At 71.1% G+C, this 12,174-nt stretch carries 12 protein-coding genes and 1 tRNA gene; 9 read left to right on the forward strand and 4 right to left on the reverse strand.

Annotated elements, in window-relative coordinates:
• Window positions 1-47 precede the first annotated feature (47 nt).
• From paaA to AB0H82_RS03165, 6 genes are all read left to right on the forward strand, one after another.
• Window positions 48-1,244: a 1,2-phenylacetyl-CoA epoxidase subunit PaaA gene (gene paaA, locus AB0H82_RS03140; RefSeq protein WP_362988172.1), complete on the forward strand. Its 1,197-nt coding sequence runs from the start codon at window positions 48-50 to the stop codon at window positions 1,242-1,244.
• The gene (gene paaB / locus AB0H82_RS03145; RefSeq protein ID WP_030972485.1) at window positions 1,241-1,531 is read left to right on the forward strand and encodes a 1,2-phenylacetyl-CoA epoxidase subunit PaaB; all 291 of its coding nucleotides are present in this window, start codon (window positions 1,241-1,243) and stop codon (window positions 1,529-1,531) included. The genes paaA and paaB overlap by 4 nt, the downstream gene beginning before the upstream one ends.
• A gap of 17 nt (window positions 1,532-1,548) precedes the next feature.
• Window positions 1,549-2,283: a 1,2-phenylacetyl-CoA epoxidase subunit PaaC gene (paaC, locus tag AB0H82_RS03150; protein WP_362988316.1), complete on the forward strand. Its 735-nt coding sequence runs from the start codon at window positions 1,549-1,551 to the stop codon at window positions 2,281-2,283.
• Window positions 2,277-2,777, forward strand: a complete 501-nt coding sequence (gene paaD, locus AB0H82_RS03155; protein WP_362988174.1) for a 1,2-phenylacetyl-CoA epoxidase subunit PaaD — start codon at window positions 2,277-2,279, stop codon at window positions 2,775-2,777. Before paaC ends, paaD begins: the two co-directional genes overlap by 7 nt.
• Window positions 2,777-3,862, forward strand: coding sequence for a 2Fe-2S iron-sulfur cluster-binding protein (locus tag AB0H82_RS03160; RefSeq protein ID WP_362988176.1), 1,086 nt, complete (start codon window positions 2,777-2,779; stop codon window positions 3,860-3,862). The genes paaD and AB0H82_RS03160 overlap by 1 nt, the downstream gene beginning before the upstream one ends.
• A gap of 134 nt (window positions 3,863-3,996) precedes the next feature.
• Window positions 3,997-5,130, forward strand: coding sequence for an acyl-CoA dehydrogenase family protein (locus AB0H82_RS03165; protein ID WP_362988178.1), 1,134 nt, complete (start codon window positions 3,997-3,999; stop codon window positions 5,128-5,130).
• Between the two features lie 79 nt (window positions 5,131-5,209).
• On the opposite strand, the gene AB0H82_RS03170 is transcribed toward AB0H82_RS03165, so the two are convergent.
• From AB0H82_RS03170 to AB0H82_RS03185, 4 genes are all read right to left on the reverse strand, one after another.
• A complete protein-coding gene (locus AB0H82_RS03170) occupies window positions 5,210-5,557 on the reverse strand; it encodes a rhodanese-like domain-containing protein (RefSeq protein ID WP_362988180.1) in 348 nt (115 codons plus the stop codon).
• Window positions 5,558-5,587: 30 nt separating this feature from the next.
• Window positions 5,588-6,379: a hypothetical protein gene (locus AB0H82_RS03175; protein ID WP_362988318.1), complete on the reverse strand. Its 792-nt coding sequence runs from the start codon at window positions 6,377-6,379 to the stop codon at window positions 5,588-5,590.
• 365 nt (window positions 6,380-6,744) lie between these two features.
• Window positions 6,745-8,247, reverse strand: coding sequence for a DUF2252 domain-containing protein (locus tag AB0H82_RS03180; RefSeq protein WP_362988182.1), 1,503 nt, complete (start codon window positions 8,245-8,247; stop codon window positions 6,745-6,747).
• Between the two features lie 210 nt (window positions 8,248-8,457).
• Window positions 8,458-8,544: transfer RNA gene (locus AB0H82_RS03185), tRNA-Leu, on the reverse strand.
• A gap of 504 nt (window positions 8,545-9,048) precedes the next feature.
• On the opposite strand from AB0H82_RS03185, the gene AB0H82_RS03190 reads away from it, so the two are divergent.
• The 3 genes from AB0H82_RS03190 (at window position 9,049) to AB0H82_RS03200 (ending at window position 12,165) form a co-directional block, all read left to right on the forward strand.
• Entirely contained in the window at window positions 9,049-9,951 is a 903-nt protein-coding gene (locus AB0H82_RS03190) for a DUF3662 and FHA domain-containing protein (RefSeq protein ID WP_362988184.1), read from the forward strand.
• Between the two features lie 10 nt (window positions 9,952-9,961).
• Window positions 9,962-10,477 carry an FHA domain-containing protein gene (locus AB0H82_RS03195; RefSeq protein ID WP_362988186.1) on the forward strand — a complete coding sequence of 172 codons (516 nt, stop codon included), beginning with the start codon at window positions 9,962-9,964 and terminating at the stop codon, window positions 10,475-10,477.
• Between the two features lie 131 nt (window positions 10,478-10,608).
• Window positions 10,609-12,165: a Stp1/IreP family PP2C-type Ser/Thr phosphatase gene (locus AB0H82_RS03200; protein WP_362988188.1), complete on the forward strand. Its 1,557-nt coding sequence runs from the start codon at window positions 10,609-10,611 to the stop codon at window positions 12,163-12,165.
• Window positions 12,166-12,174 lie beyond the last annotated feature (9 nt).

The raw sequence follows: 12,174 nt of genomic DNA on the forward strand, positions 1-12,174 counted from the left end.
AACCGAACGATCGGTCGGGCGGTTCGCTCAGGGTCGAGGGGGCCGAGATGGCGACAGCAGCCGCACACCAGGCGGCGGGGACGGGACCGGACGAGGCCGTGCCCACCGCGGACTCCGCCGCGCGCACGGCAGCGCACCAGGCCGCCTTCGACGCGGCGGTCGCCGCCGACGAGCGCATCGAGCCACGCGACTGGATGCCTGACGCCTATCGCGCGTCCCTGGTGCGCCAGATCGCCCAGCACGCGCACTCCGAGATCATCGGCATGCAGCCGGAGGCCAACTGGATCACGCGCGCCCCCTCCCTGCGGCGCAAGGCGATCCTCATGGCCAAGGTGCAGGACGAGGCCGGCCACGGCCTGTATCTGTACAGCGCGGCGGAAACCCTCGGCACCAGCCGCGACGAGCTGCTCGACAAGCTGCACTCCGGCCGCCAGAAGTACTCGTCGATCTTCAACTACCCCACGCTGACCTGGGCGGACGTCGGCGCGATCGGCTGGCTCGTGGACGGCGCGGCGATCACCAACCAGGTCCCCCTGTGCCGCTGTTCGTACGGTCCGTACGCACGCGCGATGGTCCGCGTCTGCAAGGAGGAGTCCTTCCACCAGCGCCAGGGTTACGAGTCGTTGCTCGCCCTCAGCCGCGGCACCCAGGCCCAGCACGACATGGCGCAGGACGCGGTGAACCGCTGGTGGTGGCCCTCCCTGATGATGTTCGGCCCGCCCGACGACGAGTCCTCGCACTCCGAGCAGTCCATGACGTGGAAGATCAAGCGCCACTCGAACGACGAGCTGCGCCAGCGCTTCGTGGACATCTGCGTCCCCCAGGCCGAATCGCTCGGCCTGACACTCCCCGACCCGGACCTCGTGTGGAACGAATCCCGGGGGCACTACGACTTCGGCCCCATCGACTGGACCGAGTTCTGGGACGTCCTCAAGGGCAACGGCCCCTGCAACGACCAGCGCATCACCCAGCGCCGGCGCGCGCACGAAGAAGGCGCCTGGGTCAGGGAAGCCGCCGCGGCGTACGCCGAAAAGCAGACGGCCGGCAAGCAGGCGGTCGGCAAGCAACCGGTCGGCAAACAGGCAGGCGCCAGCCAGGTAGGTGGCAGGCAGGCAGGCGGCAAGCCCCACCCGCACACCGCGACCGGCACACAAGGCACACAGGGCACGCAAGGCACCCAGGGCACCCAGGGCACCCCCGGCACACCCGGTGACCCCGCACAGCACGGAGAGGCGACAGCATGAGCAGCTCGACCGACTGGCCGCTGTGGGAGGTGTTCGTCCGCTCCCGTCGCGGTCTCTCCCACACCCACGCGGGCAGCCTGCACGCGCCGGACGCCGAGATGGCCCTGCGCAACGCCCGCGACCTGTACACGCGCCGGAGCGAAGGCGTCTCCATCTGGGTCGTGCCGTCCACCGAGATCACCGCCTCCTCCCCGGACGAGAAGGACTCCTTCTTCGAACCCGCCGGCGACAAGCCCTACCGCCACCCGACGTTCTACGAGATCCCGGAAGGGGTGAAGCACCTGTGACCACCACCCCGGCCCCCGTGGCCCCCGCCCTCACCCCAGCCGAAGCCGCGGCCCTCCCCGCCCTGGCCCTCGGGGACGACGCCCTGGTGCTCTCCCATCGTCTGGGGGAGTGGGCAGGACACGCACCGGTCCTCGAAGAGGAGGTCGCCCTGGCGAACATCGCCCTGGACCTGCTCGGCCAGGCACGCATTCTGCTCTCCACGGCCGGCGACGAGGACGCGCTGGCGTACCTCCGCGAGGAGCGCGCCTTCCGCAACCTCCAGCTGGTCGAGCAGCCGAACGGCGACTTCGCGCACACCATCGCCCGCCAGCTCTACTTCTCCACCTACCAAAAACTTCTGTACGGCCGGTTGGCGGCCGGAGGCGGCGAGTTCGCCCCCTTGGCCGCGAAGGCCGTCAAGGAGGTGGCCTACCACCAGGACCACGCCGAGCAGTGGACCCTGCGGCTCGGCGACGGCACGGAGGAGAGCCACCGGCGCATGCAGCGTGGTCTCGACGCGCTGTGGCGGTTCACCGGCGAGATGTTCCAGCCGGTCCCGGGCCTGGACGCCGACTGGCAGGCGATGCGGGACAGCTGGACCACCTCGGTGACGGCGGTCATCGAGCGGGCGACCCTGACCGTGCCCGAAGGGCCGCAGTCCGGCGCGTGGACGGCGGGCGCCGGCCGGCAGGGCCTGCACACCGAGCCGTTCGGCCGGATGCTCGCCGAGATGCAGCACCTGCACCGCAGCCACCCGGGGGCGTCATGGTGACGACCGCGCCCACCGCCCTGGAGGCGGAGCTCCTGGCCCTCGCGGGCTCGGTGCCCGACCCCGAGCTGCCCGTGCTGACGCTGGGCGAGCTCGGCGTGGTGCGCGGCGTCCACATCCTCGCCCCCGGCAAGGTCGACGTGGAGCTCACCCCCACGTACACGGGCTGCCCGGCGATAGAGGCCATGTCCGCCGACATCGAGCAGGTGTTGCGCGACCGGGGCATGGTCGAGGTCGCGGTGCGGACGGTCCTCTCCCCCGCCTGGTCGACGGACGACATCAGCGCCGAAGGCCGCCGCAAGCTCGCCGAGTTCGGCATAGCGCCCCCGCGCTCCCACGCGGCGGACGGACCCGTCCCCCTGAGCCTGTCGATCCGCTGCCCGCACTGCGGATCGACCGACACCGAACTGCTCAGCCGCTTCTCCTCCACGGCCTGCAAGGCACTGCGCCGCTGCGCCTCCTGCCGTGAGCCCTTCGACCACTTCAAGGAGTTGTGATGGCCCGCTTCCACCCGCTCCGGGTTGCGGCGGTCGACCGGCTCACCGACGACTCCGTGACGCTGACGTTCGATGTGCCCCCGCCGCTCCGCGAGGAGTACCGCTTCGCCCCAGGCCAGCACCTCGCCATCCGCCGCTTCGTCGACGGCACGGAAATCCGGCGTACGTACTCGATCTGCTCCCCGGCCCCGCCCCCCGAGTCCCCGGAGGGCCCCGCGGCCCTGCGCGTCGGAGTGCGCCTCGTCGAGGACGGCGCCTTCTCCACGTACGCCTTCAAGGAAGTCACCGTCGGTGACGAGCTGGAGGTCATGACTCCGGCCGGCCGCTTCACGCTGGACCCCGCACCCGGACGCTATGCGGCGGTCGTCGGCGGCAGCGGCATCACCCCGGTGCTCTCGATCGTCACGACGCTCCTGGAGCGCGAGCCGAAGGCGGACTTCTGCCTCATACGCAGCGACCGCACCGCCGCCTCGACGATGTTCCTCGAAGAGGTCGCCGACCTGAAGGACCGCTGGCCCGACCGGTTCCAGCTGGTGACCGTGCTCTCCCGGGAGGAGCAGCAGGCGGGTCTCGGTTCCGGACGGCTCGACGAGGAGCGGCTCGCGGCGCTCCTGCCCGCGCTGTTGCCGGTGTCGGACATCGAGGGCTGGTTCCTGTGCGGGCCGTTCGGCCTGGTGCAGGGGGCGGGACGGACGCTGCGCGGCCTCGGCGTCCCCCGCAGCCGCGTACACGAAGAGATCTTCCACGTGGACGACGCGGGCTTGGACGACACGGGTGTGCCCGCCACGCCCCCCGCCCCGGCGCCCGCGCACAGCACGGTGACGGCGACCCTCGACGGCCGTTCGGGCACCTGGCCGGTGCTGGAGGGCGAGACGCTCCTCGAAACGGTGCTGCGCAACCGCGCCGACGCGCCCTACGCCTGCAAGGGCGGGGTCTGCGGCACGTGCCGGGCGTTCTGCGTCTCCGGCGAGGTGCGGATGGACCGCAACTTCGCGTTGGAGCCGGAAGAGACGGAGGCCGGATATGTGCTGGCCTGCCAGTCCCGCCCGGCGACGGACACCGTGGAGCTGGACTTCGACCGCTGACTTCACCCAGCCCCGCCCCCCTGCCTCCCCCGGCATGCCGTTCCGCGCCTGTTCCCTTCCGATAGAACCTGTTCTATCTTGACGGCCCGTCAGGTATGCGGGTCAGGGTCGGCCGGAGCACGGGAGGACGGACAGTGGACTTCACCTTCACCGAGGAACAGCAGGCCGTGGTCGAAGCGGCGAAGGCCCTCTTCGCCGACGTCGCGCCGGACGGAGTGCCGAGCCCCGCCCGCACGCCCGGCGCCGTCGCGGAGGACTTCGACCGCGCCCTGTGGTCCCGGCTCGCCGACGCCGACCTCTTGGGCGTGCTCATCGACTCCGAGCACGGCGGCGTGGGCCTGGACCCCATCGCTCTCTGCCTGGTCCTGCGCGAGTCCGCGAAGGTACTCGCGCGGGTCCCGCTCCTGGAGAGCAGCGCCGCCGCATCCGCCGTACAGGCCTATGGCGGCGCCGAGTTGAGGCAGAAGGTCCTCCCCGCGGCCTCCCGTGGTGACCTCGTCCTGACGGTCGCCGCCAACGGCCGCACGGGGCACGACCCGGCCGAGCTGGCCGTCACCGCACAGCGCGACGGCGGCAGCTGGGTCCTGGACGGTCTCCAGACAGGCGTGCCCTGGGTGCAGAACGCCGATCTCGTCGTCGTCCCTGCCCACACACCCGAAGGCCACACCGTCCTCGCTCTCGTCCCCCGCGGCCACGAAGGCCTGACCGTCGCGGAGCAGACCTCCACCAGCGGCGAGCGTCTCGGCGAACTCCACCTGGACGCCGTCCGCGTCACCGCCTCCGACGTCATCGAGGCCGACGGCGCCTGGGACCGGCTGCGTGACCTGCTCGCTACCGGGACCTGCGCGCTCGCCCTGGGCCTCGGCGAGGGCGTCCTCCGCATGACCAGCGAATACACCAGCAAGCGTGAGCAGTTCGGCCACCCCGTGGCCACGTTCCAGGCGGTCGCCGTGCAGGCCGCCGACCGCTACATCGACCTGCGCGCGATGGAGGTCACCCTCTGGCAGGCCGCCTGGCGCATCAGCACAGAAGCAGACGGCGCCCTGCCCGCGGCGGGAGACGTGGCCGTCGCCAAGATCTGGGCGTCGGACGGCGTACGAAGGGTCGTGCAGACGGCCCAGCACCTGCACGGCGGCTTCGGCGCCGACACGGACTACCCCCTGCACCGCTTTCACGCCTGGGCCAAGCAGCTGGAGCTCTCCCTCGGCCCGGCGGCGGCACACGAGGAGGCACTGGGCGACCTGCTGGCCGCCCACGCACTCGGCTGAGCGGTTGAGCTGCCCCTCGGTTGAGCTGCCCCTCGGTTGAGCGGTTGAGCTGCCCCTCGGCTCAGCTTGCCGAAGTCCGCTAGATCACGGTGCCCGGCTGGCCCTTGTCGTCGACGACGGGCCGCCCGGCGGCCTCCCACGCCTCCATGCCGCCCGCGACGTTCACCGCGTCGATGCCCTGCTGCCCGAGGTACATGGTGACCTGCGCGGAGCGTCCGCCGGACCGGCAGATGACGTTGACCTTGCCGTCCTGCGGAGCCGCCTCGACCAACTCGCCGTACCGGGACACGAATTCACTCATCGGAATGTGCAGCGCGCCCGCGGCGTGACCTGCCTGCCATTCCTCGTCCTCCCGGACGTCCAGCAGAAAGTCACCGCTCGCGAGGTCGTCGATGCCGACCGTGGGCACCTGAGATCCGAAAACCATGCCCCCGACGCTACCCGACGGAAAGCACCGTCAGCCGCGCAGCCGCTCCAGCTCCGCCTCACGCTCGGCGACCTGGGCGAGCAGCTGCTCGGCGATCTCGTCGAGCAGCGTGTCCGGGTCGTCGGGAGCGAGCCGCAGCATCCCGCCGATCGCGCTCTCCTCCAGCTCCCTGGCGAGGACCGAGAGGAGCTCCTTGCGCTGGGACAGCCATTCGAGCCTGGCGTACAGCTCCTCGCTGCGGGTGAGCCGCTGCTCCTCGGGCACCGGCCCCGCGGCCCACTCCTCGGACAGCTCGCGCAGCATCGCCTCGTCACCGCGGGCATAGGCGGCGTTGACGCGCGTGATGAACTCCTCGCGCCGCTGCCGCTCGCCCTCCTCCTGCGCCAGGTCCGGATGCGCCTTGCGGGCCAGCTCGCGGTAGAGCTTGCGGGCCTCCTCGCCGGGGCGCACCCGCTGCGGCGGCCGCACCGACTGATCGGTGAGCATCGCGGCGGCCTCGGGGTAGAGCCCCTCGCCGTCCATCCAACCGTGGAACAGCTCCTCGACGCCGGGCATCGGCATCACCCGCGCCCGCGCCTCGTCCGCCTTGCGCCGGTCCTCGGGGTCGCCGGTGCGGGCGGCGGTGGCCTCGGCGATCTGCGCGTCGAGCTCGTCGAGGCGGGCGTACATGGGGCCGAGCTTCTGGTGGTGCAGGCGGGAGAAGTTCTCCACCTCCACGCGGAAGGTCTCCAGCGCGATCTCGTACTCGATCAACGCCTGCTCGGCAGCGCGCACGGCCTTCTCAAGCCGCTCCTCGGGCCGCCCCACAGAAGGCTGCCCCACAGAAGGGCTCTCCTCGGAACGGCTCTCCTCGGAAAGACGCTCGTCCGGAAGACTCTCGTCGGAAGGTCGCTCGGCGGAGGAAGAACCGTCCTCGGAGAAACGCTCCTCGGAGCGCGCCTCGGCCCGCTCCTTGAGCCGCGCCTTCAGCTGCTCCTTGAGCCGCCCCTCGGGTCCGGACCGCTGCACTCCCTCCCGGGGAGTCTCAGGAGTCTCGGGCGGCGTCGGCTCGGCTTCCGGGATCGTCACTCGCCCAGCGTAGGCCACCGGGCACCCCGCCCATGAAGCCCGCACCACAACGCCGCGTGCGCCCCCGCCTCACACCCCTGACCGCCCCCACAAGCCCGAGCCCCCACACTCCCGGCTCCTCACACCCCCGACTCCGCCGCCAGCCGCCCCTCCTTGACCGCCCTCACGAGCAGCGCGTGATCCGCCTCCGTGCGGTCCGCGTACGCCGTCGCGAACCGGGCCATCGCCTCGTCCAGCTCGTCGTTCTTGCCGCAGTACCCCGCTATGAGGCGCGGGTCCGCGCTGTGCGCGTGGGCGCGGGCCAGCAGTGCGCCGGTCATGCGGCCGTAGTCGTCCAGCTGGTCGGTGGCCAGCGCGGCCGGGTCCACGCTGCCCTTGCGGTTCCTGAACTGGCGTACCTGGAAAGGCAGTCCCTCGATCGTCGTCCACCCGAGCAGGAAGTCGCTGACGACCTGCATCCGCTTCTGTCCGAGCACCACCCGGTGCCCTTCGTGCATGGTCTCCGGGGCCTTGAAACCGGCCACCGGCAGATGCGGCAGCAGCGCGGAGGGCCGCGCCTCCTTGACCTGCAGCACCAGCGGCTCGCCCCGGTGGTCGAGCAGCAGCACCACATACGAGCGGAGCCCGACGCTGCCCGTGCCGACGACGCGGAACGCCACGTCCTGGATCGCGTACCGCGCGAGCAGCGGCAGCCTGTCCTCGGTCAGCGTGCCCAGATACTCCCCGAGCGAGGCGGCCACCGAGGCGGCCTCCGCGTCCGGCACGCGCCGCAGTACGGGCGGAGCGTCGACGAAGCGCCGCCCCTCGGAACCGTCACTGCCCTCGACGCGCTCCGTCGCCTTCGCCGCGAAGCGGGCGCTCGTGTTCTGCCGGGCCTTCTCGGAGACCCGCTCCAAGGTGCCGAGGAGATCACGCGCGTCCGTGTGCGAGACCAGTTCCTCGTCCGCGATGGCGTTCCACGCGTCGAGGACGGGGAGCTTGGCGAGGAGCCGCATCGTGCGGCGGTAGGCCCCGACGGCGTCCAGCGCCGCCTCCGCGCAGACGTCCTCGCCCGCGCCGGCTTCGCGCCCCGCGAGCACCAGGGAAGCGGCCAGCCGCTTGAGGTCCCACTCCCAGGGGCCGTGCACCGTCTCGTCGAAGTCGTTCAGGTCGATGACGAGGCCGCCCCGCGCGTCCCCGTAGAGCCCGAAGTTCGCCGCGTGCGCGTCGCCGCATATCTGCGCGCCGATACCGGACAGCGGGGTGCGCGCGAGGTCGTACGCCATGAGTCCCGCGGAGCCGCGCAGGAACGCGAAGGGTGAGGCGGCCATCCTGCCGACCCGGATCGGCGTGAGCTCGGGGAGCCGGCTGCGGCTGGACTCCTCCACGGCGGTCACGGGGTCCGGCCGCCCGCCGTCCACCGGGAACTCCGCGTGCGCGGAGCGGGGCACCTGCTGACGGAGGGCCTTGCCCTCCTTCTTGGGCGACCCCTGCGCGGGCCACTCGGCGAACCCCGCCACCCGCGGCAGCCGCTCCCCGCGCCGCCCCGACCGCCCACGCTTCCCCGACGGCCCCTGCCCCTGCTGCTCCGCCGACCCGTGCTGCTCCCGCTGCCCGGGAATCTTCCCGTCGAGCTCCACCATGCCCATCGCCCCCGCCGGCTACCGGCCCCATCGGCCAATCCCAGATCCGGCCTCGACCGTACCGCCGCTCGCCGAACGCCGTGAGAGCCTGTGGATAACTTCGGTGACATACATCACCGCGTCGCACCACGCCCGCGACACACACCTCAGAAGCACAAAAAAGAAGCGGCCCCCTTCCGGACTTTCGTCCGGAGGAGGACCGCTTCCTCATGGTGCGCGAGGGGGGAGTTGAACCCCCACGCCCTTTCGGGCACTGGAACCTGAATCCAGCGCGTCTGCCTATTCCGCCACCCGCGCATGGGTGTTGTCTTTGGGTCTCTCACTGTGTGGTGCGAGCGCCTGCCGACATCCAGAAGATTAGCACGCTGCAGCGGGTGGATTCACATCCGTTCGGGGCGGGCACCTGGCCTCAGAAGCTTCGCCCCGGCCCCGGCCGGGCCCCACCCGCCCCTCGGGCCGAATCAGTCGCGCCCCCGCATCCAGGCCACGTCTTCACCCGCCCCGGCCGCGCTCGCCGAGGTCCACAGCCAGGTGCGGGACACTGGCTTTGGGCCCCCTCTACGATCCGTTGTAAAAGGAGGCTCGACCAGAGGTCCCGAGCAGCTGCCCGTACGGGGTTCCCGGGGCCACAGATCAGGGTCCCGTCAGGGGTCCTGCGAGGATCCTTGGACGCCGGCGCGGGCATGTCTTGTGAGAGGCGACACTCGTCGACTGGGCGGACAGGGGGAACCAGCCGATTTCCCGGCGCGTGGATACGATCAGTAAGCAGTACCAGGATGACTACGACGGAGGAGGTGCCCCATGGGAGTCCTGAAGAAGTTCGAGCAGCGACTTGAAGGTCTGGTCAACGGCACCTTCGCCAAGGTGTTCAAGTCCGAGGTCCAGCCTGTCGAGATCGCCGGCGCACTCCAGCGGGAGTGCGACAACAACGCGACGATCTGGAACCGCGAGCGGACCGTCGTCCCCAATGACTTCATCGTGGAGCTCAGCGCCCCCGACTTCGAGCGCCTGAGTCCGTACTCGGGCCAGCTCGGCGACGAGCTCTCCGCCATGGTGCGCGACTACGCGAAGCAGCAGCGTTACAGCTTCATGGGCCCCATCAAGGTCCACCTGGAGAAGGCCGAGGACCTCGACACCGGCCTGTACCGCGTGCGCAGCCGCACCCTCGCCTCCAGCAGCTCCCAGGGGCCCGAGCCGGCCTCGGCGGGCCCCGGTGGCCCGACGGGCCCCGGCCGCGGCGCGGGCGGCGGTGTGGGTGCGGGCGGCGCCGGCGGTTACGGCTACCCGCAGCCCCCCTCCGGAGCCCCCGGCGGCGCACCTCCCATGCCTGCCGCTCCACCGCCGGGCGCGGGTCGTCCCGGTGGGCAGTCCCCGGCTCCGAGCAGACCCCAGGGTCCCGGTGCCGGACCACTTCCGGGCGCCCAGGTGCGGCGCTGGATCGAGATCAACGGCAATCGCCATCAGATCTCCCGCCCGACGCTGGTGCTGGGACGCAGCACCGACGCCGATGTGCGGATCGACGACCCCGGCGTATCCCGTCGGCACTGTGAGATCCGGACCGGAACGCCCTCGACGATCCAGGATCTCGGGTCTACCAACGGCATCGTGGTAGACGGGCAGCACACCACCCGCGCTACGCTCCGCGACGGCTCGCGGATCGTCGTGGGCCAAACCACCATCGTTTACCGGCAAGCCGAAGGGTGAAGCGGGGGCAATGTCAGAGCTGACCCTGACGGTCATGCGGCTAGGTTTTCTAGCTGTTCTGTGGCTGTTCGTGATCGTGGCCGTCCAGGTCATCCGCAGCGACCTGTTCGGAACGCGCGTCACACAGCGCGGTTCGCGGCGGGAGCGGCCGCAACAGGCCGCCCGCCAGCAACAGGCCGCACCTCCTCAGCAGCGCCAGCAGCAGAGCGGTGGAGGCCGCCAGCGGCGCGGCGCCCCCAGCAAGCTCGTCGTCTCCGAGGGCATCCTCGCCGGAACGACGGTCGCGCTGCAGGGGCAGACCATCACGCTCGGCAGGGCGCACGACTCCACCATCGTCCTGGACGACGACTACGCCTCCAGCAGGCATGCCAGGATCTACCCGGACCGTGACGGCCAGTGGATCGTCGAGGATCTCGGGTCCACCAACGGCACGTATCTCGACCGGACCCGACTCACCACCCCGACGCCCGTTCCGCTGGGCGCGCCGATCCGCATCGGCAAGACCGTCATCGAGCTGCGGAAGTAGTGCTACGTCATGAAAGAGCGCGAGCGGAGCGAGCGAGCCGAAGCGGCTGTCCAGGCACTGGACGCCGGCGCGCTCCCGACCGGAGGGTGGGCACCGTGCGGATGTACCCGGAGCCGACGGGCGAGGTGCGCATGAGTCTGTCTTTGCGCTTCGCCGCCGGATCGCACAAAGGCATGATCCGGGAGGGGAACGAGGACTCCGGTTACGCCGGCCCGCGCCTCCTCGCGATCGCCGACGGCATGGGGGGCCAGGCCGCGGGTGAGGTGGCGAGCTCCGAGGTCATCTCGACGCTCGTCACCCTCGACGACGACGTGCCGGGCTCGGACATCCTGACGTCCCTGGGCACCGCCGTGCAGCGGGCCAACGACCAGCTGCGCATGATGGTCGAGGAAGACCCCCAGCTCGAAGGCATGGGGACCACCCTGACCGCCCTCCTGTGGACGGGCCAGCGCCTCGGCCTCGTGCACGTCGGCGACTCGCGCGCGTACCTCCTGCGGGACGGCGTCCTCACGCAGATCACCCAGGACCACACCTGGGTGCAGCGCCTCGTCGACGAGGGCCGCATCACCGAGGAAGAGGCCACCACCCACCCGCAGCGGTCCCTCCTCATGCGCGCCCTGGGCAGCGGCGACCACGTCGAGCCCGACCTGTCGATCCGTGAAGTCCGCGCGGGTGACCGGTATTTGATCTGCTCGGACGGTCTCTCCGGAGTGGTCTCGCACCAGACCATGGAGGACACCCTCGCGTCCTACCAGGGCCCGCAGGAGACCGTGCAGGAGCTCATCCAGCTCGCGCTGCGCGGCGGCGGCCCGGACAACATCACGGTGATCATCGCCGACGTCCTGGACATCGACAGCGGCGACACCCTCGCCGGCCAGCTGTCCGACACCCCCGTGGTCGTCGGCGCGGTCGCCGAGAACCAGCTCCAGGCGCAGGACGACGGCGCCATGCAGACGCCCGCGGGACGGGCCTCCGGGCTCGGCCGCCCGGTCCCGCCGCAGGCCCCTCACGGGCAGGGTGGCGGCTTCGGCCCGCCCGGCAGCGGCGACACCACGGGGTACGTCCCCGAGGGCAGCTTCGGGGCGTACGACGACGATGACTTCGTGAAGCCCGGCGGCGGCCGCAAGTGGCTCAAGAGATCCCTCTACGGAGTGCTCGCGCTCGCCGTCATCGGCGGCGGTCTCTACGGCGGCTATCGCTGGACGCAGACGCAGTACTACGTGGGCACGAAGGACGAGCACATCGCCCTGTACCGCGGCATCGACCAGGACCTGGCCTGGGTCAGCCTGTCGAAGGTCGAGAAGGACCACCCCGAGATCGAACTCAAGTACCTGCCGCCGTACCAGCGCAAGCAGGTCGAGGGGACGATTCCCGAGGACAACCTCGGCGACGCCAAGAGCAAGATCGAGGAGCTCGGCGTGCAGGCCTCCGCCTGCAAGAAGGACGCCGAGCGCCGCGAGGTCGAGCGCGAGAACAACGCCAAGACCGGCGAAGGCGAAGCGGGCGGCACGACCGGGCTGCGCAAGGCGCCGACTCCGAACCCGACCGACCCGTCGTCCGGCACGAACAAGGACGACAAGAACAGCACCACCGACAAGAACAAGTCCAAGACCGCACCGACTCCCACACCCGGCCCCAGCCTCTCCGAGGATGAGCAGAAGCTGGTCCCGCTGTGCGGTAAGCAGTAAGCAGCCGTT

The organism is Streptomyces sp. NPDC050732 (genome assembly GCF_040654255.1).
Lineage (GTDB): Bacteria > Actinomycetota > Actinomycetes > Streptomycetales > Streptomycetaceae > Streptomyces.

What these genes read in the sequence shown, in the direction of transcription:
- AB0H82_RS03180 (WP_362988182.1), bottom strand. Translation starts at nt 8,247, where the DNA reads ATGGTGGAGCTCGACGGGAAGATTCCCGGGCAGCGGGAGCAGCACGGG.
- paaB (WP_030972485.1), top strand. Translation starts at nt 1,241, where the DNA reads ATGAGCAGCTCGACCGACTGGCCGCTGTGGGAGGTGTTCGTCCGCTCC.
- AB0H82_RS03160 (WP_362988176.1), top strand. Translation starts at nt 2,777, where the DNA reads ATGGCCCGCTTCCACCCGCTCCGGGTTGCGGCGGTCGACCGGCTCACC.
- AB0H82_RS03170 (WP_362988180.1), bottom strand. Translation starts at nt 5,557, where the DNA reads ATGGTTTTCGGATCTCAGGTGCCCACGGTCGGCATCGACGACCTCGCG.
- AB0H82_RS03195 (WP_362988186.1), top strand. Translation starts at nt 9,962, where the DNA reads ATGTCAGAGCTGACCCTGACGGTCATGCGGCTAGGTTTTCTAGCTGTT.
- paaD (WP_362988174.1), top strand. Translation starts at nt 2,277, where the DNA reads ATGGTGACGACCGCGCCCACCGCCCTGGAGGCGGAGCTCCTGGCCCTC.
- AB0H82_RS03190 (WP_362988184.1), top strand. Translation starts at nt 9,049, where the DNA reads ATGGGAGTCCTGAAGAAGTTCGAGCAGCGACTTGAAGGTCTGGTCAAC.
- AB0H82_RS03200 (WP_362988188.1), top strand. Translation starts at nt 10,609, where the DNA reads ATGAGTCTGTCTTTGCGCTTCGCCGCCGGATCGCACAAAGGCATGATC.
- paaA (WP_362988172.1), top strand. Translation starts at nt 48, where the DNA reads ATGGCGACAGCAGCCGCACACCAGGCGGCGGGGACGGGACCGGACGAG.